This window comes from Achromobacter sp. ESBL13 (assembly GCF_036668755.1).
Taxonomy (GTDB): Bacteria; Pseudomonadota; Gammaproteobacteria; order Burkholderiales; family Burkholderiaceae_B; genus Achromobacter.
Map to the genome: position 1 here is coordinate 347186 of NZ_JAZEVT010000006.1, position 26491 is coordinate 373676.

Annotated in this window: 22 protein-coding genes; 2 read left to right on the forward strand and 20 right to left on the reverse strand. The window is 63.7% G+C overall.

Features of this window, described 5'->3' with window-relative positions; translation table 11 throughout:
• Positions 1-19 precede the first annotated feature (19 nt).
• A complete protein-coding gene (locus V6F88_RS22930) occupies positions 20-640 on the reverse strand; it encodes a hypothetical protein (RefSeq protein WP_332612462.1) in 621 nt (206 codons plus the stop codon).
• 169 nt (positions 641-809) lie between these two features.
• Positions 810-1661 carry a class II glutamine amidotransferase gene (locus V6F88_RS22935; RefSeq protein ID WP_046806622.1) on the reverse strand — a complete coding sequence of 284 codons (852 nt, stop codon included), beginning with the start codon at positions 1659-1661 and terminating at the stop codon, positions 810-812.
• 117 nt (positions 1662-1778) lie between these two features.
• Between V6F88_RS22935 and V6F88_RS22940 the strand changes: the two genes are divergently transcribed.
• On the forward strand, positions 1779-2840 hold the full coding sequence (locus V6F88_RS22940; protein ID WP_332612463.1) for a threonine aldolase family protein: 1062 nt from the start codon (positions 1779-1781) through the stop codon (positions 2838-2840).
• A gap of 72 nt (positions 2841-2912) precedes the next feature.
• On the opposite strand, the gene V6F88_RS22945 is transcribed toward V6F88_RS22940, so the two are convergent.
• From V6F88_RS22945 to V6F88_RS23020, 16 genes are all read right to left on the reverse strand, one after another.
• Positions 2913-3752 (reverse strand): AraC family transcriptional regulator, encoded by an 840-nt coding sequence (locus V6F88_RS22945; protein ID WP_332612465.1) that lies wholly within the window; start codon positions 3750-3752, stop codon positions 2913-2915.
• Between the two features lie 12 nt (positions 3753-3764).
• Complete coding sequence (locus V6F88_RS22950; protein ID WP_046806625.1) at positions 3765-5828, reverse strand: UvrD-helicase domain-containing protein; 2064 nt, start codon at positions 5826-5828, stop codon at positions 3765-3767.
• A gap of 107 nt (positions 5829-5935) precedes the next feature.
• Complete coding sequence (locus tag V6F88_RS22955) at positions 5936-8026, reverse strand: primosomal protein N' (RefSeq protein WP_332612467.1); 2091 nt, start codon at positions 8024-8026, stop codon at positions 5936-5938.
• A gap of 351 nt (positions 8027-8377) precedes the next feature.
• A complete protein-coding gene (gene hemE, locus V6F88_RS22960) occupies positions 8378-9451 on the reverse strand; it encodes a uroporphyrinogen decarboxylase (RefSeq protein ID WP_046806627.1) in 1074 nt (357 codons plus the stop codon).
• A 110-nt stretch (positions 9452-9561) separates the two neighbouring features.
• Positions 9562-10425, reverse strand: coding sequence for a helix-turn-helix domain-containing protein (locus tag V6F88_RS22965; RefSeq protein ID WP_332612470.1), 864 nt, complete (start codon positions 10423-10425; stop codon positions 9562-9564).
• Between the two features lie 195 nt (positions 10426-10620).
• A complete protein-coding gene (locus tag V6F88_RS22970; RefSeq protein ID WP_006217064.1) occupies positions 10621-11046 on the reverse strand; it encodes a F0F1 ATP synthase subunit epsilon in 426 nt (141 codons plus the stop codon).
• Positions 11047-11055: 9 nt separating this feature from the next.
• On the reverse strand, positions 11056-12459 hold the full coding sequence (atpD, locus tag V6F88_RS22975) for a F0F1 ATP synthase subunit beta (protein WP_332612472.1): 1404 nt from the start codon (positions 12457-12459) through the stop codon (positions 11056-11058).
• 42 nt (positions 12460-12501) lie between these two features.
• Complete coding sequence (gene atpG / locus V6F88_RS22980) at positions 12502-13407, reverse strand: F0F1 ATP synthase subunit gamma (RefSeq protein ID WP_332612473.1); 906 nt, start codon at positions 13405-13407, stop codon at positions 12502-12504.
• Between the two features lie 98 nt (positions 13408-13505).
• Positions 13506-15047, reverse strand: coding sequence for a F0F1 ATP synthase subunit alpha (gene atpA, locus V6F88_RS22985; RefSeq protein WP_006217061.1), 1542 nt, complete (start codon positions 15045-15047; stop codon positions 13506-13508).
• A gap of 28 nt (positions 15048-15075) precedes the next feature.
• Entirely contained in the window at positions 15076-15615 is a 540-nt protein-coding gene (locus tag V6F88_RS22990) for a F0F1 ATP synthase subunit delta (RefSeq protein ID WP_046806632.1), read from the reverse strand.
• A 12-nt stretch (positions 15616-15627) separates the two neighbouring features.
• Complete coding sequence (locus V6F88_RS22995; RefSeq protein ID WP_006227275.1) at positions 15628-16098, reverse strand: F0F1 ATP synthase subunit B; 471 nt, start codon at positions 16096-16098, stop codon at positions 15628-15630.
• Between the two features lie 144 nt (positions 16099-16242).
• Positions 16243-16485 (reverse strand): F0F1 ATP synthase subunit C, encoded by a 243-nt coding sequence (gene atpE / locus V6F88_RS23000; RefSeq protein ID WP_003815363.1) that lies wholly within the window; start codon positions 16483-16485, stop codon positions 16243-16245.
• A 118-nt stretch (positions 16486-16603) separates the two neighbouring features.
• Positions 16604-17485, reverse strand: coding sequence for a F0F1 ATP synthase subunit A (gene atpB, locus V6F88_RS23005; RefSeq protein ID WP_006227276.1), 882 nt, complete (start codon positions 17483-17485; stop codon positions 16604-16606).
• Positions 17486-17572: 87 nt separating this feature from the next.
• Positions 17573-18004, reverse strand: coding sequence for an ATP synthase subunit I (locus tag V6F88_RS23010; protein WP_332612607.1), 432 nt, complete (start codon positions 18002-18004; stop codon positions 17573-17575).
• 481 nt (positions 18005-18485) lie between these two features.
• Positions 18486-20042: a DUF1254 domain-containing protein gene (locus tag V6F88_RS23015; protein ID WP_332612477.1), complete on the reverse strand. Its 1557-nt coding sequence runs from the start codon at positions 20040-20042 to the stop codon at positions 18486-18488.
• Between the two features lie 253 nt (positions 20043-20295).
• Positions 20296-21072, reverse strand: a complete 777-nt coding sequence (locus tag V6F88_RS23020) for an enoyl-CoA hydratase (RefSeq protein ID WP_332612478.1) — start codon at positions 21070-21072, stop codon at positions 20296-20298.
• A 39-nt stretch (positions 21073-21111) separates the two neighbouring features.
• On the opposite strand from V6F88_RS23020, the gene V6F88_RS23025 reads away from it, so the two are divergent.
• Complete coding sequence (locus V6F88_RS23025; RefSeq protein ID WP_332612479.1) at positions 21112-22884, forward strand: M61 family metallopeptidase; 1773 nt, start codon at positions 21112-21114, stop codon at positions 22882-22884.
• Positions 22885-22931: 47 nt separating this feature from the next.
• On the opposite strand, the gene V6F88_RS23030 is transcribed toward V6F88_RS23025, so the two are convergent.
• The gene (locus V6F88_RS23030; protein ID WP_332612481.1) at positions 22932-23879 is read right to left on the reverse strand and encodes a fimbrial protein; all 948 of its coding nucleotides are present in this window, start codon (positions 23877-23879) and stop codon (positions 22932-22934) included.
• On the reverse strand, positions 23876-26473 hold the full coding sequence (locus V6F88_RS23035; protein WP_332612483.1) for a fimbria/pilus outer membrane usher protein: 2598 nt from the start codon (positions 26471-26473) through the stop codon (positions 23876-23878). The genes V6F88_RS23030 and V6F88_RS23035 overlap by 4 nt, the downstream gene beginning before the upstream one ends.
• Between the last annotated feature and the right edge of the window lie 18 nt (positions 26474-26491).

A 26491-nucleotide genomic window follows, 5' to 3' on the forward strand; every position in this document is an offset into this window, starting at 1 on the left:
GCTTGAGGGCAATGCCCTATCAGGCGTATTCCGCCGTCTGGCCCAGCTGGTCGTACACCAGGTTCACCAGCAGATCCGAGCTGAGAATACGCGTGGCCACGCACGAAAACACCGTCTTGCCGCTATCGTCTTGCAGCGTGATGGTTTCGGTCCAGTCGTTCAGGTCGATACGCTGCAACGACTCGTAAGGCCAGGTGGCGCCATCGATATGCAGGCCTTCGGCCGACAGGGCCAGTTCCTGCGTTTGAACACCGGGAAACTCACCGGACTTGATATACCGGAACGCAACGCGCTCACCATCGGCCATCAACGCTTCCAGCACGGGCAGGCGCTGCGCGACATAACGCGAGCGGAAGGCATCCATGAACTGGGCGAAGTTGCTGACCTCGCCGGACACGATGGTCCAGTCTTGCGCCAGCTTCGTACGGTAGGCAAATTGGTTGATCGGACCTGCCGTTGCGCCCGCTTCGGCGGGGAACAGGCAAAGATCCAGGACATCCGCGAACGCGGTGTAGCGGCGCGTGTCGCCTTGTTGGCAGACCACGCCTTTGTCATGCAATTCAAAGCGAACCGGGGCGCTCCCCGTGTGCGTAAACACCGCCAATGCGTCTGAGACCTGCGGGGTTTTGCTATCTGTCATGCAACTTCCTTATTGAGTTGGGGTGCTTTCGCGGCCCAGGACGTCGCACCGTCATGCGACACGCATTCTCGCTTATATGAGCGAAGCGTGCTTGATGACCCCTATTTATCGGCCAATTTCGCTGATTTCTGGTGCAATCCGGCGGTTTCACGCGGGATCAGCGGCCGGGTCACGGCCCCGGCGCAATCGGCGCAAACGGGTAATGCCGCACGTCGCCGCCCCCGGCGATGATCGCGGTGGCCTCGGGCACCTCTTCCCAGACGCCGGGCATCTCGCTCAAGGGTTCGGACAGCAGCAAGAACGCGTTCTCGTCCAGCGCGGCGATCTGCGGGTCTTCCGGATATAGCTCGCGCAAATGGCGCACGCAGGTGTTGTGGAACAGCGTGCGCGATTCCGCCTCGCTGGAATAACGCACCGCAATCAGCCGGTGCCCGTCCAGCGCGCACACCGTCATGTTGATCGGATGCGTCACGCCGTGGCGGCGGCCCGTCTCTTCCACGGCACCCACCATGCGGGCCAGCGCGCGGATAGGGTCTTCGTCCAGGCCGAAGGTCAGCGCCAGCAGAAACATCACTTCCGAATCGGTGGACCCTTCCAATGAGCCGAAATAGGCGGGCGCGATCATCAGCATCAGGTCGCGGCGCAGCAGCGGATAGTCGCGAATGACCCCGTTGTGCACGAACAGCCACTGCCCGTGGCGAAACGGATGGCAGTTGGTTTCTTGGGCGGGCGTGTCGGTGGCGGCGCGGATGTGCGCCACGAATAAAGGCGCGTGGATGGCGCGCGCCGCTTCGCGCAGATTACGGTCGTTCCAGGCGGGGTGCACGCTGCGGTATCGAAACGGCGGCTCGATGTGGCCATCGTACGGTCGGCTGTACCAGCCCAGCCCGAAGCCGTCGCCGTTGGTCGTGGTGGCGCCCAGCCGCGCGTGCAGGCTTTGGTCGATCAGCGAATGCTTGGCTTTGAACAGCACGCTTTCCATCTGCAAGGGACTACCGGTGTAAGCCAGCCAACGACACATGATGCGCTCCTTCAAGACGGATTTTCCCAGTGTAGAAGCCAGCCGCAATTTTCTACAAGCCTGGCGGCGCGCACCCCGGCACAGTGACGCTTTTGCCCAATAAGCCGGAACCCCATCGTGAACACGCCCTTATCCGTCCCCGCCCTGCAAATGGGCTTTTCCAGCGACAACATTGCAGGCGCCAGCCCCGAGGTCATGGACGCGCTGCTGCGCGCCAACGCCGGGCAGGCCCCGGCCTATGGCGGCGATGACGGCACGCTGAACGTGCAGCGCCGCCTTGCCGACATCTTTGAACACGAGGTGGACGTGTTGCTGGTGCCCACGGGCACCGCGGCCAATTCACTCAGCCTTGCCACGCTGACGCCGCCCTGGGGCGCGGTGCTGTGCCACACGCAAAGCCATATCGCCAACGATGAATGCGGCGCGCCCGAGTTCTACACCAACGGCGCCCGCCTGACCCTGCTGGGCGGCGACAATGCCAAGATCGACCCCGTCCAGCTTGCGGACCACGCGCGCCGCAAGGTGGGCGACGTGCACACCGTCCAGCCGTCTTGCGTCAGCATCACCCAGGCCACGGAGACAGGCAGCGTCTACACCCTGGACGAGATCCAGGCCATCAGCGGCGTCTGCCGCGATGCGGGGCTGCCCCTGCACATGGACGGCGCCCGCTTTGCCAACGCGCTGGTCAGCCTGGATTGCACGCCGGCGGAAATGACGTGGAAGGCGGGCGTCGAAATCCTGTCGTTCGGCGCAACCAAGAACGGCGTGCTGGGAGCCGAGGCCATCGTGCTGTTCAAGCCCGAACGCGCGCAGGAACTGGCGTTCAGGCGCAAGCGTGGCGGCCATCTGTTTTCAAAGATGCGGCTGTTGTCGGCGCAGATGCAGGCGTATCTGGACAATGACCTTTGGCTGCGCAACGCGCGCCAGGCCAACGCCATGGCTGCGCGGCTGGCGGCCGGCATGCAAGGCTTGCCCGGCGTCGCGATGCAAGGCAAGGCGGACGCCAACATCCTGTTCTGCCAGCTGCCCACCGCCGCCATCGACGGGCTGCTGGCTGACGGCTTTCGCTTCTATCACGACCGCTGGGGCCCGGGCGTCGTGCGCCTGGTGACGTCCTTTGCCACCAAGGAACAGGATGTGGATCATTTCCTGTCCGCGTTGCGCGCTCGGGTGGGCTGAGACCGGCAACAATTACGTTGGCCGCCAGCCGGCCAGCGCGCGCCGAGCGCCCGCGTCGTTTTCGCGGTCGGCCTATGCCGACGGCTGATACGCCGACGGCGGTGCCCCGTAGGCGGCGCGGAAGGCGCGGTTGAAATGGCTTTGGTCATAGAAGCCCACGTCGGCGGCCACCTCGGCCACCGACAGGCGCGCGCCGGCCAGCGCCGCGCAGGCGCGTTCCAGGCGCAGTCGGACCAACCACGCGTGCGGCGTCAACCCCGTGCTGTGCGTAAAACGTCGTAGAAACTGAAAGCGGCTCAGCCCGCAAAGCCGGGCCAGGTCGTCCAATGAAATCTTGTCGGCAAGATGCGCCAGGCAGTAATCGCGCACGGCCCGTTGATGCGCGGCCGACAAGCCGCCCTTGACCACTTGCGGCTTGACGGTGCGCGTGCGCACGAACAGGTCGGCCATCACGCTCAGTGCCTGCGCTTGCCGCGCCAGCGGCTCGTCCGCCGCACCGGACATCCACACGTTGTGCAAAGCCATGAAGCGCCGCGCAAGGTCCGCGTCCTGCACCAGCGTGCCAAGGAACCGTTCCTGCGCGGCGGTAGCGGAAACGTCTTCAATGCAGGTGCGCATCAGCGCCGCCGAGATACGGAACGTCTTCAACACATAAGCCGCGCCGTGCTCGCCCGCGCCCGAGCCATCATGGATTTCACCGGGCGGCATCAGCGCGATGCCGCCCGGCCCCAGCAAAATGCTCTGCCCGCGAAAGCACTGCCGCTGCACGCCCTGCGTCACCAGACCAATGTGATAGTCCTCGTGATAGTGGCGGTCAAACTCAAACTGGCAAAGCCGCGCCTGCCCCAGCACCAGCCCCGGCGTGCCGCGCACCGGCAGATAGCGGACGTCGTCTTTAAGCGGGGCAGGCATGCGGCTTTCCCGCTATTTCTTCAACAGCGCTTTCAACATCGCCATGCGTTCCTTGGGGTTCATCGCGGCGGTGGCTTCGTCTTCCTGCAAACGCACGTCGCCCAATCCCATTTCTTCGATGAACCGCGAAGGCTCGCGCACCAGGTCTTCACGCGCGCGGCGGCGGCGCTTGCACCAGCTAAGGTTCAGGCTGCGCTGCGCGCGCGTGATGCCCACGTACATCAAGCGCCGTTCTTCCTGAATGCGCGTGGCCAGGTTCTCGGCGGCGCGGGCCGGGTCACCCACTTCGTCGTCCTTGCCCAAGTGCGGCAGCAAGCCTTCCTCGACGCCCGCCAGGTACACGTGCGGATACTCCAGCCCCTTGGACGCGTGCAAGGTAGACATCTTGACCGCGTCGGGCTCGTCTTCTTCACCGCGTTCCAGCATCGTCACCAGCGCCACGTGCTGCACCAGATCAAACAGCGACATGTTGTCCTCCTCGGCCTTGCGCTTGAGCCAGCCGGTCAGTTCCAACACGTTCTGCCAACGCGTTTGCGCGGGGCGCTCTTCGAACAGTTCGAACAGGTGGCGTTCGTACTGGATGGCTTCCACCAGGTCATCCAGGATGACACCGGCCGGCTCGGCGGGCGCGGCGTCCTTGCCGGAAGCGGCGCCGCGGCCGGCGCGCCATTGCATGCGGCGAATGAATTCGGCAAAGGTGCGCAACGGGTCCAGCTGGCGCGGCGCCAACAGGCTTTCCAGCCCTGTCTCCGCCACGGCGGCCAGCAGCGACAATTCGCGCGTGGCGGCGTACTGGCCCAGCACCTGCAACGTGGCCTGGCCGATGCCGCGCTTGGGCGTGGTGGCCGCGCGGATGAACGCGGGGTCGTCATCGTCGTTGGCCAGCAGCCGCAGGTACGCCAACACATCCCGCACTTCGGCCTTGTCGAAAAAGCTTTGCCCGCCCGAGATGGTGTACGGAATCTTCAGGTTGCGCAGCGCCTGCTCAAGAATGCGCGACTGGTGATTGCTGCGATACAGGATGGCGAAATCTTTCCACTGCGCCTGGCGCTCGAAGCGCGAGGCCGACACTTTCATGGCGATGGATTCTGCTTCCTGTTCTTCGCCGTCCATGGCCGACACCAGGATGGGTTCGCCCACGCCCAGATCGGACCACAGCTTTTTTTCGAAAAGCTTGGGGTTCTTTTCAATGACCGCGTTGGCGGCGGCCAGAATGCGCTGCACCGAGCGGTAGTTCTGTTCCAGCTTGATGAGCTTGATGTTCGGGTAGTCGGTGGTCAGCTTGGCCAGGTTTTCGATCGTGGCGCCGCGCCAGGCGTAGATGGCCTGGTCGTCGTCGCCCACCGCCGTGAACATGGCACGCGAGCCCGTCAGCAACTGCACCAGGCGGTACTGGCACACGTTGGTGTCCTGGTATTCATCCACCAGCAGGTAGCGCACGCGGTTCTGCCAACGCGTGCGCACCTCTTCGTTGCTGGACAGCAGCAGCGCGGGGATGCGGATCAGGTCATCGAAATCCACGGCCTGATACGCGGCCAGCGTGGCGGCGTAGCTGCGGTAGATGTTGGCGGCTTCCACGTCGCCCGGCGTGACGGCTTCGCGCGCGGCGTCGTCGGGTTCCAGCAGCGCGTTCTTCCACAGCGAAATGATGCCCTGCACGTGCCGCAGCCGGGCCTTGTCGGTGGTGGCCAGCAACTCCTGGATGATGGACATGGCGTCGTCGGCATCCAGGATGGAGAACGTGGGCTTCAGGCCGGCGTTGCGCGCTTCCTCGCGCAGCATCTTCACGCCCAGCGAGTGAAACGTGCTGATGATCAGGCCCTTGGAAAGCTTGCGGTCCACCAGCGTCTTGACGCGCTCGTCCATCTCGCGCGCCGCCTTGTTGGTGAAGGTCAGCGCCACCACGTTGCGGCCCATGTAGCCACACTCACGCAGCAGATACGCGATTTTCTGAGTAATCACCCGCGTCTTTCCGCTGCCGGCGCCGGCCAGCACCAGGCAGGGGCCGTCCAGGTACAGCACCGCCTCGCGTTGAGCGGGGTTCATACCTTGGGCAATGGATTCGCTAGCGGACATGTTGAGCTTTAAAACGGGCGCAGGCGCCAAGCGCCTGCCGCGCCAGCGCGATAGAGGAAGAAGATCATAGAACAATCGCCTGGCCGGCGCATGAGGGCAGGCCGCAACTAGATTTCAAGCGGATCCACCTCCAATTGCCAGCGCACGCGCGCCTCGTTGGCGATGTACGGCAGGTGGTGCGACCACGACGCCAGGAATGCCTGCAAGGCCGGGCGGCTGCTGCTTTCCACCAACAACTGCGCGCGTTCGATGTTGGCCACGCGCACCACGCGCAGCGGCACCGGGTCATACAGCATGATGGCGTCCAGGCCGGGAAAGTCGGCCGCCCATTCCCCTTCGGGCAACACGCGGGCGCGCTCCAGGAAGGCTTGCGCCACTTTCAGTTCGCGCGCCTCGGCGGTCAGCAGGGCCTGATACACAAATGGCGGCAAGCCGGTGCTTTCGCGTTCATGCAAGGCGTGGCGCGCAAAGCCCGCGTAGTCGTGGCGCAACAGCGCCTGGTACACGGGCTGCTCGGGATAACCGGTCTGGATCAGCACTTCGCCGTTGCCCTGATGGCGTCCCGCGCGGCCGGCCACCTGCATCAGCTGGGCAAACAGCCGTTCGGGCGCGCGAAAATCGTGCGCGAACAGCATCGAGTCTGAATTAAGCACGCCCACCAACCCCAAGCGCGCAAAATCGTGGCCCTTGGCCACCATCTGCGTGCCGACCAGAATGTCGACCTCGCCCGCATGCACGGACGCGAACAGCGCCTCGGCGCTGCCCTTCTTGCGTGTGCTGTCGGCGTCGATACGCAGGATGCGCGCCTCGGGGAACAGTTCAGCCAGATGCTCTTCGACGCGCTGGGTGCCCCGGCCCATGGGGGCCAGATCCTGGTCGCCACATTCCGGGCATGCGCGTGGCACCGGCGCCTGGTAGCCGCAATGGTGGCACTGCAAGCGATGCCCGCGTCCGTCCGTGCGATGCAGCACGGTAAACGCGGTGCAGCGCGGGCAATTGCTGACCCACGCGCAAGACTGGCAATGCAGCACGGGGGAATAGCCGCGCCGGTTCAGGAAGATCAGCGACTGTTCCTTGCGTTCCAGCCGCTGTCCGATGGCGTCCAGCAGTTGCGGCGACATGCCGTGCTTCATTTGCAACCGGCGCGTGTCCACCAGCCGCATCGACGGCAACGTGCTGGAACGCGCGCGCCCCGGCAGCGTCAGGCGCAGGTAGCGACCGCGCTCGGCATGCTGCCAGGTTTCCAGGGACGGCGTGGCAGAGCCGAGCACCACGGGGATGTTCAGGTCGTGCGCGCGCCACACGGCAAGATCGCGCGCCGAATAGCGCAGCCCGTCCTGCTGCTTGTAGGACGCGTCGTGCTCTTCATCGACCACGATCAGGCCCAGCTTGCCAAGCGGCGCGAAGATCGACATGCGCGTGCCCAGCAGCATGCGCGCTTCGCCTCGCTGGGCGCGCGCCCAGGCCTGCAAGCGTTCGCCGTCGGACAGCCCGCTGTGCATGACCGCCAGCCCGTCCGGCCCCACCAACGCTTCCAGGCGCGCGCGCAACGCGGCTTCAAGCTGCGGCGTCAAATTGATTTCCGGGACCATCAGCAGAACCTGGCGGCCCTGGCCCAGTACTTTTTCGGCGGCGCGCAGGTAGACCTCGGTCTTGCCGCTGCCCGTCACGCCATGCAGCAGCACGGGTTTGAAAGCGGTCAGCGCGCCGATGGCGTCCACCGCGGCAAGCTGCGCGTCGTTCAGTTCGGGCGGCTGGTCAGCCTTGGCAGGCGTACGCACCGGCTTGCGCTTGCGGTTGTCCAGGCGGGTGACGGGGCCACCGGCCGAGCGCTTGCCTTGATACGCCGTGGGCTTGCGCAGCGGCGGGGGCAAGGTCGGCAACATGACTTCGCCCAACGGCCGCTGGTAGTAGTCCGCGGCAAAGCGCGCCAGCCGCAACCAGTCCTCGTCAAACGGGGGCAGGTCGTCCAGCACCTGTTCAATCGGCCGGATCTGCTTGGGGTCGTAGGACGGCTGCGCCGGGTTCTCCACCACCACCCCGATCATCTTGCGCCGGCCAAACGGAACGATGACCCGCAAGCCCACGGCAACGGGCGCATCGCTGCGATAGTCGAACGGGCCGGGCAACGGCACATCCAGCGCCACGCGCACCCAGCAAACGGCTTCGGCGGGCGGGCTGGGCAGCAAATCAGACATGGAGGCAGGTGGGTGTCACGGGGAAGGATTAATCCGAAGGGATGAGGGTCAACGGTCGGTGGGGCGGCCGGGAAATTGGGGCCCGGATGCGCGCAGCGACTCTATCGACGCCTGTGGATAACTTTGGGGAAAAGGCTGGGGCAACATCAACTTTCGGAATAAGCCTAGATTGCCCGGCCGGGAGCAATCCGGTAGAAAACTCGCTTTTTCCTTTTAAAAACAAGGGTCTATGCAATGTTCCAAGATTGTAAACTAGCTTCTAAAGGGTTTTCCCCGAGCAAATTCTTGCTGTGCACAAGTCCTTGCCGGGGCCCTAGAACTTCGGCCCTGCGGACCGAAGCGTTCACTCACTTACCCGCGCAGCGAGCGGCTATGTTGGTGGACTTCTTCAACCAGTTCGGCTACGGCTTCTGGCGGAGTGAAGCGCGAGATTCCGTGTCCCAGGTTGAACACGTGGCCGCCCTTGCCCACCGGCCCGAAAGCGTCGAGCACCCGGCGCGCTTCGGCGCGAATGGCGGGGCCGCCGCCAAACAGCGCCATCGGGTCCAGGTTGCCCTGGAAGGCCACGGAGTCACCGGTGCGGCGGCGGGCGGCGGCCAGGTCCACCGTCCAGTCCAGCCCCACCGCGTCACAACCACACGCTGCGATCTGCTCAAGCCACTGCCCGCCGCCCTTGGTGAACACGATGACCGGCACGCGCCGACCTTCATGTTCGCGAGTCAGGCCGTCGACGACGCGCTTGGTATACGCCAGCGAAAACTGCTGGAACAGGCCGTCCGCCAACACACCGCCCCAGCTGTCGAACAACATGACGGCTTGCGCGCCCGCGGCGATCTGCGCGTTCAGGTATTGCAGCGTGGCCTCGGCGTTGATCTCCAGGATGCGGTGCAGCAGATCGGGCCGCGAATACAGCATTGTCTTGATCAGGCGGTAGTCGTCGCTGCCCTTGCCCTCGACCATATAACAGGCAATGGTGAACGGGCTGCCCGCAAAGCCGATCAGCGGCACCTTGCCGTCCAACTCGCGGCGGATCACGCTGACCGCGTCAAACACGTAGCGCAGCTTGTCCATGTCGGGCACCGCCAGGCGGGCCACGTCTTGCTCATCGCGCACCGGGTGCGCGAAGCGCGGGCCCTCGCCTTCCGCGAAATCCAGGCCCAGGCCCATGGCATGCGGCACGGTCAGGATGTCGGAAAACAGAATGGCCGCATCCAGGTCGAAGCGCGCAAGCGGCTGCAACGTGACTTCCATGGCGTAGTCCGGGTTCTGAGCCAGGCCCATGAAAGAGCCTGCGCGGGCCCGCGTGGCGCGGTACTCCGGCAGGTAGCGACCCGCCTGGCGCATCAGCCAGATCGGGGTATAGGGCACGGGCTCGCGCAAAAGCGAGCGCAAGAACACATCGTTCTTCAAGCTGGAAGCAGACACGACTATCCTCGTTGATCGGAAGCCGTGATTTTACTTCCCTTGGGCGGCAAGCAGCGGCAAGCCCGCACACGCTGCTTGCCAACGCGCAAATGGGGGCACCAGCGCGCCGTTCAAGGACGCAGGCCGCGCAATTGCGCGGCTCGGCGAAACGGGGCCGCGTCGATGCCATGTTTGCGCATCAGCGCCCAGAAGGCCCGCCGATGCTTGGCGGACGCGCGCGCCGCCTGCGCCACATTACCGCCGTGACGCGACAGCGCGTGGTGAATGTAATCGCGCTCAAACCCGGCCACCACCCGCGACTTCGCCAAGCGAAACGCTTCGTGCGCCGGTAGCCGCCGGGGGTCGCGCAAGCTGGCCAGGCCCTGTTCCAGCACGTCGGGCGCCACGCGCGGCCGCGGCGCATGTGGCGGCAAGCCCGCGCCGTCACCGGGCGCCAGATAGTTGGCTGCGGATTCCTGCACCTGGGACACGCGCTGCTGCTGCCAAGGAGACAGCCGGCCCGCCACCGGCCGGCACAGGCGGCCCAGCCGCACCCGCATGCTTTCCAGGCAGGCGGGCTGAGCCATGAAGTCGGTGGCGCCCAGGCCCAGCAAGTCTTCAATGGCGGGCGCCTTCATATCGTCCATCAGCAGCAACAATGGTGTCGTCAGATCCGCGCCAGCCATCGACAGCGCCGTGCGCGCCCACGCCACCGACCAGGGCGCCACCGGCAGGACGCAGCTGTCATAGCGACGCAGCGCCACCGCCATGCGCGCCAGCACCTGGACGTCCGGTGCCCCGTCTGCCGGCGGCGCCGCGATGTACCCCGCGGTGGGCTGCGCGGCGCTTGTACGCGTGGCGGCAGGCGTTGCATCCATCGGCACCAGATGCAGGCGTACGCGGGGCAACCCGCTTTGATGACGCGCCACCCAGTCGCGCATGGCGGCCTCGTGGCCGGGCGCCAGCAGCACCCCGCAATCCAGGACTTGTCGCACCGCTTTCCCCTTGGCTTGTCAGGCAAAGTTGAAGGCTACTGTTGCCGTTGCGGCCCAGCTATTCGTATCGAACGCATTGCGGTCGCCCCGTCAGCGGCATTGCGGCAAGCCGCTGCAAGCGGAGCGCGCATGAAAAAAGCGGCCAGGGGCCGCTTTTTTCGATCCGGGCGAACCCGGCGTGTACTGCTGTGCCGCTTAGTGCGAACGACCGCCTTGGCGCAGCTTGCGCGCCGCGATGGCTTGCGCAGCCAGCATGGCGAGTTCCGCTTCGACAACTGCGATGTCAGCCTTGTCCTTGGCGTTCGCCAGGGCCTCTTCGGCCTTCTTGCGAGCTTCCACGGCGCGGGCTTCGTCCAGGTCGGAAGCACGGATAGCGGTGTCGGCCAAAACCGTCACGCTGCCCGGCTGCACTTCCAGAATGCCCCCGGCGACGAAGATGTTTTCCTCGCCTTGGTCGGCACGAACGATCTTGACCGTACCGGGGCGTATGCGCGAAATCAGCGGGGTGTGGCCGGGCAAGATGCCCAGTTCACCCGCTTCGCCAGGCAGCACCACGAACTTCGCCTCACCGGAGAAGATCGCTTCCTCTGCGCTGACGACATCCACATGCAGGGTAGCCATATCGGTTCCTTATTGCAGTTTCTTGGCCTTCTCGAAGGCCTCGTCGATCGAACCGACCATGTAGAAGGCCTGTTCCGGCAGGGCATCGCACTCGCCGTTCACGATCATCTTGAAACCACGGATGGTTTCGGCCAGCGGAACGTACTTGCCGGGCGAGCCGGTAAACACTTCAGCCACGTGGAACGGCTGCGACAGGAAGCGCTGGATCTTACGCGCGCGGGCCACGGCCTGCTTGTCTTCCGGCGACAGTTCGTCCATGCCCAGAATCGCGATGATGTCGCGCAGTTCCTTGTAGCGTTGCAGCGTTTGCTGCACGCCACGCGCAACGGCGTAGTGCTCTTCGCCCACGACTTGCGGGTCGAGCTGGCGGCTGGACGAATCCAGCGGATCCACGGCCGGGTAGATACCCAGCGAAGCGATGTCACGCGACAGCACGACGGTGGAGTCCAAATGCTGGAAGGTCGTGGCAGGCGACGGATCGGTCAAGTCGTCCGCAGGGACGTACACGGCCTGGATGGACGTGATCGAGCCCGTCTTGGTCGACGTGATGCGCTCTTGCAGCTTGCCCATTTCTTCAGCCAGCGTGGGCTGGTAGCCCACGGCCGACGGCATACGGCCCAGCAGTGCGGACACTTCGGTACCGGCCAACGTGTAGCGGTAGATGTTGTCCACGAAGAACAGGATGTCGCGGCCTTCGTCACGGAACTTCTCGGCCATCGTCAGGCCGGTCAGCGCCACGCGCAGACGGTTGCCCGGGGGTTCGTTCATCTGACCGAACACCATCGCAACCTTGTCCAGAACGTTCGACTCTTCCATTTCGTGGTAGAAGTCGTTGCCTTCGCGGGTACGTTCACCCACGCCGGCAAACACCGACAAACCGCTGTGCTGCTTGGCGATGTTGTTGATGAGTTCCATCATGTTCACGGTCTTGCCCACGCCGGCGCCGCCGAACAGGCCGACCTTGCCGCCCTTTGCGAACGGGCACACCAAGTCAATAACCTTGATGCCGGTTTCCAGCAGTTCCACCGACGGCGACAGTTCGTCGAAACGGGGAGCCGATTGGTGGATGCCACGCTTTTCTTCGTGCTGGATCGGGCCGGCTTCGTCGATGGGACGACCCAGCACGTCCATGATGCGGCCCAGCGTGCCGGTGCCGACCGGCACCGAGATCGGGCCGCCAGTGCCCGTGACCTTCATGCCGCGGCGCAGGCCGTCGCTGGAGCCCAGCGCAATGGTACGCACCACGCCGTCGCCCAACTGTTGCTGCACTTCCAGCGTCAGGCCCTTTTCGGCGAACGAGGAGGACTCGTCGTCGGCCAGGGTAAGCGCCTCATAGATCTTGGGCATGTGATCGCGGGGGAACTGAATATCCACCACGGCGCCGATGCACTGAACGATGGTTCCGTTGCTCATGTCGATTCCTTGCTTGATAGCTTTAGACGGGAGCTGCCTGCCTTAAACGGCGGCAGCGCCCCCTACGATTTCCGAAATTTCTTTGGTGATCGCGGCCTGACGGGTCTTGTTGTAGACCAGTTGCAGCTCTCCGATGACCTTCTTGGCGTTGTCCGACGCCGCCTTCATGGCGACCATCCGGGCCGACTGCTCCGAAGCCATGTTCTCGGCCACGGCTTGATACAGCAGGCCTTCAACGTAACGCTGCAGCAGGTCGTCGATCACGCTACGGGCGTCGGGTTCGTAGATGTAATCCCAGCTGTAGTCCGACTTCACTTCCGACGTCTTGGCCAGGCTTTCGGCACCCGATTGGTACGGATCATCCAAACCACTGGCCAACGGCAGCAGGCGCAGGAACAGCGGCTCCTGCTTCATCGTGTTGACGAAGCGGGTCGAAGCCACGTACAGCGCATCGATGCGGCCGTCCAGGTAGGCGTCCAGCTGCACCTTGATCGCGCCCAGCAGGCGGTCCAGTTGCGGCTTGTCGCCCAGTTGCACTTCCTGGGAAACCAGTTTGGCGCCGATACGGGTCAGCACACCCACGCCCTTGTTGCCGAAAGCGGTCGCTTGCACGGCGATGCCGTTTTTCTCGAACTCTTTCAGCTTGCCCAACGTCACGCGAGTGATGTTGGTGTTCAAGCCGCCGCACAAACCCTTGTCAGTCGTCACCATGACCACGCCGACCGCCTTGACTTCGCGTTCGACCAGGTACGGGTGGCTGTACTCGGGGTTGGCTTGCATCAGGTGCGCAGCAATCTCGCGCACCTTGGTGGCGTACGGACGACCAGCACGCATCCGTTCCTGCGCCTTGCGCATTTTGGATGCGGCGACCATTTCCATCGCCTTGGTGATCTTGCGCGTGTTTTGCACGCTCTTGATCTTGGTTCGGATTTCCTTAATTCCGGGCATTGCGCTTTCCTGTGAAGACTGGCCGATGGGTTCCGCTCACGCCTCAACCATCCGGTAAGGACGGGTGAGGCGTTGCAGACGCCTAACCCATCACTTTCTTAAAAAGCACCGTGCTTCTTGAATTCCTGAACGGCGGTGGCCAGCTCGGCCTCGTCGTCCTTGGACAGTTCCTTGGTGTCTTCGATGCGCTGGATCATGGCCGCATGCTTGGCCTTCAGCTGATCCTTCAGCGACTTCTCGAACGACAGCACTTGGGCCACGTCCACGTCATCCAGGTAGCCGTTGTTGACCGTGTACAGCGTGACGGCCAGTTCCCACACTTGCAGCGGCTGGTATTGCGGCTGCTTGAGCAGTTCGACCACGCGCTTGCCGCGTTCCAGCTGGCGACGGGTGGCGTCGTCCAGGTCGGAAGCGAATTGCGCGAAGGCGGCCAGTTCACGGTACTGCGCCAAGTCGGTACGGATACCGCCGGACAGCTTCTTGACGACCTTGGTCTGCGCAGCACCACCCACACGCGACACCGAGATACCGGCGTTGATGGCGGGGCGGACACCGGCGTTGAACAGGTCGGTTTCCAGGAAGATCTGGCCGTCGGTGATCGAGATCACGTTGGTCGGAACGAAGGCGGACACGTCGCCTGCCTGCGTTTCGATGATCGGCAGTGCGGTCAGCGAACCGGTCTTGCCCTTGACGGCGCCGTTGGTGAACTTTTCGACGTAGTCTTCGTTCACGCGGGCAGCACGTTCCAGCAGACGCGAGTGCAGGTAGAACACGTCGCCCGGGTAGGCTTCGCGGCCCGGCGGACGGCGCAGCAGCAGCGACACCTGGCGGTAGGCCCAGGCTTGCTTGGTCAGATCGTCATAAACGATCAGGGCGTCTTCGCCACGATCGCGGAAGTATTCGCCCATCGTGCAACCGGCGTAGGCGGCCAGGTATTGCATGGCGGCCGAGTCCGAAGCCGAAGCGGCCACGACGATGGTGTATTCCATCGCGCCGTGCTCTTCCAGCTTGCGCACCACGTTGTTGATCGTGGAAGCCTTCTGGCCGATAGCGACGTACACGCAGGTGACGCCCTTGCCCTTCTGGCTGATGATCGTGTCGACAGCGACGGCGGTCTTGCCGGTCTGGCGATCGCCAATGATCAGCTCGCGCTGGCCACGGCCGATCGGCACCATCGAGTCGATAGCCTTGACGCCGGTTTGCAGCGGCTGCGACACCGAGCGGCGGGCGATAACGCCAGGCGCCACTTTTTCAATGATGTCGGTTTCTTTGGCGTTGACCGGGCCCTTGCCGTCGATCGGCTCGCCCAGCGTGTTGACCACGCGGCCTTTCAGTTCCGGACCGACCGGGACTTCCAGAATGCGGCCGGTCGTCTTGACCTGGTCGCCTTCGGAGATGCCGGTGTAGTCGCCCAGAATAACGGCGCCGACGGAATCGCGCTCGAGGTTGAGCGCCAGACCGAAAACATTGTTGGGAAATTCGAGCATTTCGCCCTGCATCACGTCGGACAAGCCGTGGATGCGGGTAATACCGTCGGTCACGGACACGACGGTGCCCTGAGTACGGACATCAGCCGAAGCGCCCAGGCCCTCGATGCGGCTCTTGAGCAGTTCGCTGATCTCGGAGGGATTGAGTTGCATATTGACTCCTGGAATCCTGTTAGTTGCCTTAAGCGGCGAGCTGATCGCGCATGCGGACCAATTGAGCTTGTACGGAAGTATCGAGCACTTGGTCGCCGACAGCCACGCGCACGCCGCCGATCAACGACTGGTCGACGGTGACGTTGGGCTTGAGCTTGAGGCCGAATTTTTGTTCAAGGGCGGCAACCAGGTCTTTGACCTGGGCGTCGCTCAGCTCGAACGCGCTGGTGATTTCCGCCTGCGCCGTGCCCTCGTGACGATTGCGCAGCACCACGAATTGCGAGGCGATGTCGGGCAGCAGCAGCAGCCGGTCGTTTTCAACCAGCAACTCGATGAAATTACGGGCGGCCTGCGGCAGTTCGGCCTTGATCAGGCCGGAGAACAGCTCGACGCGCTGCTTATCGCCCAGACGCGGGTCGGCCATGGCCTCGCGCACGTCCGGGTTGGAGGCGACCTGCGACATTTCGCTGACCAGGTCGGCCCAGGCCGGCAAGCCGGCCTTGTCGTCGCGCGCTGCGCTGAAGAGCGCTTCAGCGTAGGGCCGGGCAACAGTGGAAAGTTCAGCCATGACGGTCCCGGATTAAAGCTGCGCGCGAAGCTGGTTGAGCAGCTCGGCGTGGGCGCGGGCGTCAACCTCGCGCTTGAGGATCTGTTCAGCACCCTTGACGGCCAACGCGGCAACATCGTCGCGCAGCGAGTCACGAGCGCGCTGGACTTCCTGCGCGGCATCCTGAGCAGCCTGAGCCACGATGCGGGCGCGTTCAGCTTCCGCTTCACGGCGGGCTTGCTCGATCAGGGAGGCGGCTTGCTTCTCGGCCTCGATGATGCGGGCGTGGTTTTCGGACTTGGCAGAAGCCTCGATCAGACTGACGCGCGCCTGGGCTTGAGCCAAGTCGGCTTTGCCCTTCTCGGCGGCGGCAAGGCCGTCGGCGATTTTTTGGCGGCGCTCGTCCATCGCCTTCGTCAGAGGAGGCCACACGAATTTCATCGTGAACCAGCCCAGAACGAAGAACACGAGCATCTGGAAAATGATCGTCGCGTTCAGATTCACGGTCGTTCCTTTAACACCTTGCGGCTCCGACCGCACCCGGAAAGGGGCGTCACGGAGCACTCGATACTTTGCTGGCCGGCGACGGGGCTGTTGCCCACATCGCCGCCAACGTCATGACCCGCCTATTCGCCGGCGGGCGCTGCCTTAACCGACGAACGGGTTGGCGAAGGCGAACAGCATGGCAATACCCACGCCGATCAGGAATGCCGCGTCGATCAGGCCGGCCAGCAGGAACATCTTCGTTTGCAGAGCGTTCATCAGCTCAGGCTGACGAGCCGAAGCTTCCAGATACTTGCCGCCCATCAATGCGATGCCGATGCAAGCGCCGATAGCACCCAAACCGATGATGAGACCGCAAGCGAGGGCAACGAAAGCGACGTTGGTCATGACAACTCCTTGGTTAGAAATCTGAAGTCAAAAATTGAAAAATAAGGGGTACAGCTCAATGCAAGATAATCTTGCTATCCCACGCTGGCCGGGTGGCCAGCGCAGGAAATTCGGGGGATCAGTGGCCTTCGTGTGCCTGGCCGAGATACACCAGCGTCAGCATCATGAAGATGAAGGCCTGCAGAAGAACGATCAGGATGTGGAAGATCGCCCAGATGGAGCCGGCCAGGATGTGGCCGATTCCCAAGCCGATGCTGGCGCCGTTAAAGCCGGTCCAGGCGCCGCCCAGGAGGGCGATCAGCATGAAAATCAGTTCGCCGGCGAACATGTTGCCGAACAACCGCATGCCCAGCGACACGGACTTGGCGGCGTATTCGATCAGGTTCAGCAGCAGGTTGAACGGGGCCAGCACAACGGCGCCCAGGCCATGCGCATGGAACGGCGCGGTGAACAGTTCTTTGACGAAGCCGCCCGGGTGCTTGATCTTGATGCCGTAATAGAACATCAGCAGCAGCACGCCCAGCGACATGCCCATGGGCACGTTCAAGTCGGCCGTCGGCAGAATGCGGTGGTAATAGAGGGGGTCGCCGTGCTCGGCACCCAGGCCGGTCAGGCGCCAGATGGAGGGCAACAGGTCAACCGGCAGCAAGTCCAGCGCGTTCATCAGGATGATCCAGAGGAACACGGTGAGCGCCAGCGGGGCGATGAAAAGACGGCTTTTGGCGTTGTGGACAATGCCCTTGGCCTGGTCGTCGACCATGTCGACGATCATTTCCACGAAGGCCTGGAAGCGGGTCGGCACGCCACTGGTGGCGCGGCGAGCAGCGCGCCACAGGAAGAAAATGACGATCAGACCCATCAGGCCGGACCAGAACAACGAGTCGTAATTGATGATGTCGAACTGAGCAATTGCGCTCTGTTTTTCACCGGTATTGTTCAGATGCACCAAGTGATGCTGAATATACGCGGACTGAGGCGACACGTCGCTGGCAGCAGCCATTTGAATCCTACCCTATTTGCTGTATGCCCGAACCCTTGCGAGCCGGACGATTCCACGATCACGTTTGCCGCTACTTACTGCTCGGCGCTAAGACAACTTGCGGAACATCAAGAGCAGGAGGTAGCCCTTCAATGTGAGTATCAAACCCAGCAATGCGGCAGGCCAAACCAGACTGTCCTGTGCCACACGCGAAAGCACCCACAACAACAACGCCGTTGCGAATAACTTGATCAACTCACCAGAGAGAAAGGTAAAAGGGTTGGCGCGACCAGCCCGAACGCTGACAACCAGGCGCAATGCAAACAATGCATTGGGTATGAAATACGCTCCCGCCCCCGCCAGCGCCGACCAACCCGCCGCCGCCCCTCCGACAACTCCCGCAATTACTGCCGCTGCGAGCCCCATGGCGCCCTGCGCCGCCAATGCCAACAGGAGACCTCGGCTTGCCTGAGCATTCAGCGCGGCGCGGTCTGCGTCGCTAAGCACCAGAACTTTTACTTCATCATCCTGGTCCAACAAATCTCGCTGCTGCTGCTGTTGCGGTTTTTCACCTTGGTGTTCACCCGGTTTTTCACCCGGTTGTTCACCATACAACGCGCCTCGCATCGAGCCTTGTGCTGAGCTTTGCGCTGCCTCTACTTCTGACCCGCGCATCTTTTGCATCAAGCATCCCCGCTGCACTACTACCCTGTCAGAACCGGCTTGCCCATGCATGTCAGTGCTTTTCAGCCCCGCTTTTGCATACCCGGCCGCCACGTGTTCTTATCCCGCAAGCGTCAAACCCGCAGAGTATAGCGTGAATCTTTTTGCCCAAGCAAATGAACTTTCGGCCGTTTGTAAGGTGGGCGCAACGACCGCGCAACACTGAAATTAGGGACGCGGGCAATGCTTGCTCAATGGTCCCGCAAGCCTTGCCCCACGCGGTCCCGCGATAAAAAAGCGGCCCTTGTACAAAGGGCCGCTTTTAGTTTCGGCAAGCGGTGCTAATACACGGCTGCGATCAATCTTCCTTGACCGGCGGCGGCGCCCACAGACCGTCCAGCGCGGTGTCCTGCGGCCAGTACAAACGCATGCTCAACAGGAACGGACCGTCGGCGGCCGGCGAGCTGATCCAGTTGGAACGCTTCTTCTCGCCCGGGTCGCGACGCTGGATGTAGATGTCCAGCGAACCGTCCGCGTTGTACTTCAGGCCGTCGGTGCTGCGCAGGGCGTAACGGTTGGCCGGGTTCTCGCCAAAGCCGTGCTTGTCGTTATAGACGTGCAGCGACCAGAACGCGTTGGCCGGCGGGAGCTGGCCCTTGTCGAAGTGCAGCACGTAGTCTTCATCGGACTTGAGCTGGCGGCCCTTCGAGTCGGACACGGTCACCGGGTACAGCACGTCTTCCGGCGTCGGCGCGCCCAGGCCCGCGTAGGCGATGGCGGCGCGGCGCGAATAGTCGGTGCCGTAGGTGCCGATGCCGGACAGCACGGTATTCCAGCCATTGATCGGCGTGCCCAGGCGCGCCACGCCATCGGCGATACGGCGACCCGCCAGTGGCTGCGCGTCGGCCAGCGCCTGTTGCACTGTGGGGCTCAGGCGTCCATACGAGAACGGTTGACGGCTATCCAGGCCGATGCGGCGCATGCGGTCCAGGATGGGTGTGTCGTTGGCGTGCGGCGGGTTGTTGCGCAGCACGTCGAAGAACACCGTGAAGAACGACGCGGCGTCCATGCTGGCGGCTTGTTCGGCGGGCGTGCCGTCCGGAACATTCACCGGCGTCGGCATGGGCAAGCCGCTGCCGATCGGCGCCGAGCCCACGCGTGATCCGGTTTGCGGATACGCGTTGCCGGCGTTGCGGTTGCGGTAGGGCGTGGTGGCGGAGGCGGCCGGGGCGATAAGCGGCGACGCGGTCATGCCGGCCTGGATCTGATTCACGGCGGCATAGTCTTGCGGGCCGCCCGTCTGCGTCCAGCCGATCAGCCAACCCGTCGAGGTCGGGCTGTGGATGACGTCCATGCCCGTGGGCAGGGTGCCTTGCCAATTCGGGCCGACAATCGCAAACGACTGCGCGCCGCGACCGTTGGTACGCGTGCCGCGCGAGGCGAACACGTCGCTCCACATGTCCAGCGCCGACAGCACCGAGTAACGGCCGCCGGTATCGGGCAGGTTCACGATCAGCGGCGCTTGCGACACGTCGAACCACAGGCTGGAATACAGCGCATCGGCGCTGGGCCACGGCGTATCGGCGGCGCGCGGATCGGGGAACGCGGTCTTGTGGCCGAATTGGTTGATTGGCGCGCGGCCGTCCAGCGGCGTCTGCACGGCGGTGGCCTTGCGACGCGCCAGCTCCATCAGCACCATCGGGTAGGCGTAGACATAGGCGTCGATCGCGGTGTCACGCAATTCCGCTTCGCTCATCTGCGGCGCGGGCGCGGACGAGGCGGGATAAGGCGTTTCGGAAACCAGGCGCAGCGAGGGCTGCGGCGATTGAGCCTGGGTGGCGGTCATGAAGCAGACGCTTAACGCGCCGGCGAGTACCGCGGTCGACCACCGGCGGTTAGCGATAAATGTACGCATGCAAGGCTCCTTCTTGATTTTGTTTGCTAGCGAGCCGCCGCGCGGGACTTGCCAGTGGGGCAAGCCGCTCTGGCGCGGCACCTCTTGATGACGCTTAACCAGCATAGGGAAGAACTCTGCAACAAGGTGCTGCCCAGACGTTTCAAGGCGCAACGTGCCCGCACGCCTGCCGCGCCCATGAAAAAGCGCGCCGGTGTGGGCGCGCTGGGCATCCCGCGACATCAGCGCGGGCGTTTTACTGTCGTAACAAGCCTTAACGGTGTTTAAAGTCCGGTTTGCGCTTTTCGGTAAAAGCCGCCATGCCTTCCTTCTGGTCTTCGGTGGCGAACAGCGAATGGAACACGCGGCGCTCGAACAACAAGCCTTCGTTCAACGAGCCTTCGAACGCGCGGTTCACGCATTCCTTGGCCATCATCACGGACGGCAGCGACATCGATGCGATCACGGTCGCGGCGTCCAGCGCTTCTTCCATCAGCTTGTCGGCGCCGACCACGCGCGAGACCAGGCCGGCGCGCTCGGCTTCTTCGGCACCCATCATGCGGGCGGTCAAGGCCAGGTCCATGGCCTTGGCCTTGCCCACCGCGCGCGGCAAGCGCTGCGTGCCGCCCGCGCCGGGGATCACACCCAGCTTGATTTCGGGCTGGCCGAACTTGGCATTGTCGGCGGCGATGATGATGTCGCACATCATCGCCAGCTCGCAGCCACCGCCCAAGGCGTAGCCGGCCACGGCGGCGATCACGGGTTTGCGAATGCGCTTCAGGGTTTCCCAGTTGCGGGTGATGTATTCGCTGCCGTACACGTCCATGTACGACCAGTCTTTCATGGCGCCGATGTCCGCGCCCGCGGCAAACGCCTTTTCGCTGCCGGTGATGACCACGCAGCCGATGTCGGCGTTGGCCTCGAACGCCAACAGCGCCGCGCCGAGCTCATCCATCAGTTGATCGTTCAGCGCGTTCAGCGCCTTGGGGCGGTTCAGCGTCAGCAGACCGACGCGGCCCCGGGTTTCGACCAGCACAAACGACTCGCTCATTGAATGTCTCCAGTAGGAAGTATGAAATAAGATACGAGCATGAAAAAAGACAACGCTTGCCCCGTACTTTACCGCCTGACGCCCTATGACCCCGCCGGACACCGCTACCGGATAACCCTAACGATCGACGCCCCCTCGCCCGACGGCCAGCGCTTGTCGTTGCCGGCCTGGATTCCGGGCAGCTATCTGATCCGCGACTTTTCCCGCCAGATTGAATCCGTGGCGGCGTACTCGGGTTCGCGCCGGGTGATTGTCGACAAAATCGATAACCACACCTGGCAGGCTGCGCCCGTGGACGGGCCCCTGCGGGTGGAATATGTCGTCTATGCCTGGGACTTGTCGGTACGCGGCGCGCACCTGGATGAAACGCATGGCTTTTTCAACGGCACCAGCGTCTTCCTGCGTGTGCACGGGCAAGACCACCTGCCCTGCCTGGTTGACCTGGCGCCCCCGCGTGGCATCGACGGCTGGAAGGTCTACACCAGCCTGCCGGAAGCCACCGGCCAGCGGGGCGCGGCACGGCGCCACGGCTTTGGCCTGTACGTGGCGCCCGACTACGATGCGTTGATCGACCACCCGGTGGAAATGGGCCGGCCGCAGGTGGTCAGCTTTACCTCGCATGGCGCCGAGCACGAACTGGTGTTCACGGGCGTGGCGCCCAACCTGGATCTGGCTCGCATCGCGTCCGACGTGAAGAAGATCTGCGACACGCAGATTGAGTTCTTTGAACCGCGCACCAAGCGCGCGCCCTTCCTGGACAGCTCGAACCGCTACGTCTTCATGACGATGATCACGGGCGACGGCTACGGCGGCCTGGAACATCGCGCCAGCACCGCGCTGATGACGGCCCGCAAAGACTTGCCGGTGCTGGGCCAGCAAGGCCAGGGCGAAGGCTATCGCGGCTTTCTCGGCCTAGTCAGCCATGAGTACTTTCACACCTGGAACGTCAAGCGCATCAAGCCGCAGGCCTTTGCGCCCTACCATCTTGAGCAGCCCGACCTGACGCGCTTGTTGTGGGTGTTCGAAGGCTTCACGTCTTACTACGACGACCTGCTGCTGCTGCGTTCCGGCGCGATCACGCAAACGGAATATCTGCGCCTGCTGGCCAAGACCATCACCAGCGTCGCCCGCACCCCGGGCCGCGCCAAGCAATCCGTGGCGGAAAGTTCGTTCGACGCGTGGACCCGCTATTACAAGCAGGACGAGAATTCGCCGAACGCGCTGGTCAGCTACTACACCAAGGGCGCGCTGGTGGCGCTGGGGCTGGACCTGCTGATCCGCCGCGAAAGCGGTGGCGCGCACTCGCTGGACGATGTAATGCGTTTGCTATGGGACCGCTACGGCCGCGACTTCTATCAGGGCAAGCCGCAAGGCCTGCCGGAAGACGCGCTGCCGGGGCTGATCCTGGAAGCCACCGGCGTGGACACCCGGCGCTTCATCGCGCGCCACGCCTACGGCACGGCCGACGTGCCGCTGGCCGAACTGCTGGCCGATCAAGGCATTACGTTGCATTGGAAAACGTCGGTCAACATTCCTACGCTGGATGTGCGCACGCGCAAACAAGGCGACGCGCTGACGCTTGCCACCGTGTTGGAAGGCGGCGCGGCGCACAAGGGCGGGCTGTCGGCGGGTGACGTGCTGGTGGCGCTGGACGGATTGCGGGTGGAAGCGCCGGCGGGCCTGGACATGCTGCTGTCGCAATACCTGCCGGGCGACCGCGTGACGGTGCATGTGTTCCGGCGCGACGAGCTGCGCGCGTTCCGCGTCAGGCTGAACGCGCCCGAAGCGCTGGACTGCGTGTTGACGGTGTAAGGACACGGGCGTGCACCACGCGCGCCCCGCTTACCTGATCCGGCTTCTTATTCGTAGAACAGGGTCATCGTGGCGGTCGCGCTGATCTTGCCCCCCGTGAACGTGGGCGCAGTCTGGTAGTAGCGCGCGGCCAAGGGGATCGACACGATGGCCGGGCCCGCGTTGGGCGTCGACGTGATTTCCATGCGCGTCTCCAGCGGTTGAACGACATTGCTGCCAACGTCCCCCATCACCAGTTGCACCCCCACCCCTTTCGCCATTCCTTCTGCGCTGGAGTTCCTGATCACGTTGTTTTCCTGGCCCGGCGCGTCGATCCGATAGGCGACTTTCACGCCGGGGTCGCATGCCAGATTGACAGTAAAGGGGTGGGCACCGGCCGTGGCGCCCACATGACCCAGATCCCGGTCACGAATGGTAGGCATGTCCACCTTCATTTCGCTGTCAATGGGCAGGCAGCTGATGATCTTTGCGTCGTAGCCAAGGTTGTTGAAGACGATAGCGTTGCTGACCAAGGCGCTGTAGCGCACTTCAACGCGTAGGTCCCGCGTCGTTCCGGACTGGATCGGCCCTGTCTTGATGAAATCGATCCTGAAAGTCTGCGGTGGGGTGTAGTCCCAGGGATTGAGATTTCGTTTTGGCGTCATGGGCGACGGCATGAACACGCCGTATTCGTGCGGCCAGAAGACGCGTACCCCGATGCCCGGTATGCCCGACGCATACACCCTGTCGTAGCCGGCGACCGGGGTGGGGTTCGACACGAATCCGTACGAGAACGTGTCTCGCGTAGAAGTGCACTTGACCTTGGCCGCGGGGTCGTTGATGGAAATGGAGTGGATCGTGCTGCCCACGGGCGCGTCGCGCCCCGGCCGGACCGCATCAAGCTGTGCTTCGGTAATGGTGGTCACGCGGCGGTCGCCGGAGCACGAAGCCCAGATCGAGCCGCTTGCTGACATCAACAACAGCCCAAGGCTGAATCCGCGAATGATGGCTTTCATGATGTCTTCGCTTCCTGCTGCGCGGGTATCGCCGGCACGTGGGGCGCCTCCACGCAAGGCAATTCCAATTGGGGGTAATACATGCCGCCCTCCGCCGTCTGCTCGTCGATCTGGTAAGCCGCCCGGCATTGCTGATCGGCGCCCGAGCCCCATTTGGCGACCAATTGACCTCTGCCATGCAGTCCACGCACGAACGCCCGCCCTCCCTGGCCCACCAATGTGACCGCGTCGACGCCCGCGATGCTGAGTTCAGCGCCCATTGGCATGGCAGCCCCATGTTCACGCACCAGCTTTAGCAGAATGGGGCGGCCGACCACGGTGGGATATCGCAACAGCACGACCGCCCCGGCGCGCGGCGCTACCTGCTGCGACGTCATTTCAAATTCGACGTCTTGCGACGTACCCTTGGGGTCCAGCGCCACATCATTGCGGCGATAAGGCATCAGGCCCGCGACCACGCCGTATCCGTTTCCGTCGATACGGCCGCGCGAGTTCGATCCAATTGCGGCGCCTTGGGCATCCGGTGCATGCAGCACGGCTATGGTCTCGCCCTGGCTCTGCGTCGCGTTGATGCCGCCGGCATGCGCTACCAGCGTCCCGCGCATGCCCGCGCCAAGTTGGCGATAGTTGTCGCCGCGACTGCCTGACAACATATAGGTTGCATGCCCCGTGTCGTAGCGCACGCTGCCGCCCTGGTTGGCGCTGCGCTGGTCGCGGTTGCGGTCTTGGGATGCATAGACGTTGTAGCCGAACTGCCCCGCTTCGCCCGCGGATCCGCTTAACGACGCATTGACGGCGCTATCTCCCTGGCCCTGCGTGTTCAGCGATGTGCTGAAAAAAGGCGTATTCGAGCCGCGCCCCAGCGGCACGCTCAGGCTCAACAGGTATTGATTACCGAAACGGCCGCTGTCGTCTCGCGTGCGAGTCACGCTGACGCTCAGGGTGCCCCAACGGTATCCATTGGAGTAGCCCGCGTAGAAGCTGGTGTCGCGGCGTTGGTCGCGCCCCCAATAGTTCTGCGCCACGCCGGACAAGGCCACTTGGCCCCAGCCGTCCGCCAGGGGTTGGCTTATGTTCATTTGCAGGCGGCTACGTTCCTGTCCGCGGGTCGGTGCGCCATCGCGCCCAGCGACACGGCGCGAGAATTCTCCAAAGCCCAGGTAGCCCTCGCTGGAGAACCGGTACGCCACCACGCTGAAGTTCGTTGACGTCGGCTCCAGCAGCTTGCTGTAGCTAAGGCGCAGGCTGCGCCCACTTTCAACGTCGCTTGCGCGCTGCCCCGCATGGCGTAGCGGCTTGGCGCGTGATTGCGTCAAGTCGGCGGCAAGCGCGCCCCACGGCGTGCTTGCCGCCACCCCACCCTGCACCGCGCGATACCGCTGGGCGGCAATGATGCCGCCATAGCCCGTTACCGTGTCGGACAGCCCACGTTGGTAGGTGCCTTGCAAAAACGCGGGCGGGGAAACCAGCGTGTCGTCGCGATAGCGACCACCCGTCAGGCTGAAACGCGAACTGCCTGGGCGCAGCAATTGCGCAACCGATGCATAAGGCACCAGGAACCGCTTGGTGCGGCCATCGGCTTCGGTGACCGTGACATCAAGATCGCCCGCGTAGCCGGTGTTGTAGAGGTCATCGATGGCGAAGGGGCCAGGCGATACGGTGGTCTCATACAGCAGGTTGTTACCTTGCCGCACGCTGACTTTGGCCGTGGTGTCGGCAATACCGCGCACCACCGGCGCAAAACCGCGCATGGAATCGGGCAGCATGCGTTCGTCGCTGCTTAGTTGAATGCCCGTGTACGGAATGCTGTCGAAGATATTACCGGGCGTGTAGAACTGCCCAAGGGTCAATTGCGCGCCAAGCGGTGTCGCATCGCGCTGCACATAGCTGCTTAACGCCTGGTAGTGGCTGCCGCCCGACGCGCCGATCCGGTTCGCCATGCTGAACGACCCGTTGTGCCGAAAGCGCAAGGCGCCCAGGTTCAAGCCCGCGTTCACGCTGCTGTAAAGCTGCCGGTTGTCTTGGTTGGCGTAGCGGTTGGACGATAGGTTGATGCCATAGCTTAGAAAGCCCGCGTTCACGCCCGTGTCCCATTCTTCCGGCGGCACATAACCGCGCGCCGTCGACTTCAGGTAGAGCTGCGCAATGGACAGATCGGCCCGCAGTTCGGACAGGTCGATATCAAAGCGGCTAGCGGGCGGAAGGCGGTCCAGCCCCACGCAATCCGCTTCGGCGGCAGGGGCCGGCGGCCACCCATCCAGCAGCGTGACGTTCAGGCCGATCTGCTCGAACACCTTGGCGGGCAGACACGGTTGGGTATCGTTGTCTGGCGGTGGTGCTGCCGAATTGCCGCTACCCCCCCCGTTTACCTTGCGCACGCTGACCTGCTGGCGCCCCACGCGGTTGCCGTTCAGGTACAGGTCCAGTTGGTAGATGCCGGGCGTCAGGAGATTGCCACGTTGGAATCGCGACAGATCCACGGGCTGCCCACGGCGTCCGGCGAAGAACGCCGGGTTGAATTCGACGGCTTCGTTGGCCTGCACGGCGACGCCGAACAAGCTGGATACGAGCAGGAACGCGCTGCTTAATCGCATGCGACGATACACGGCGCC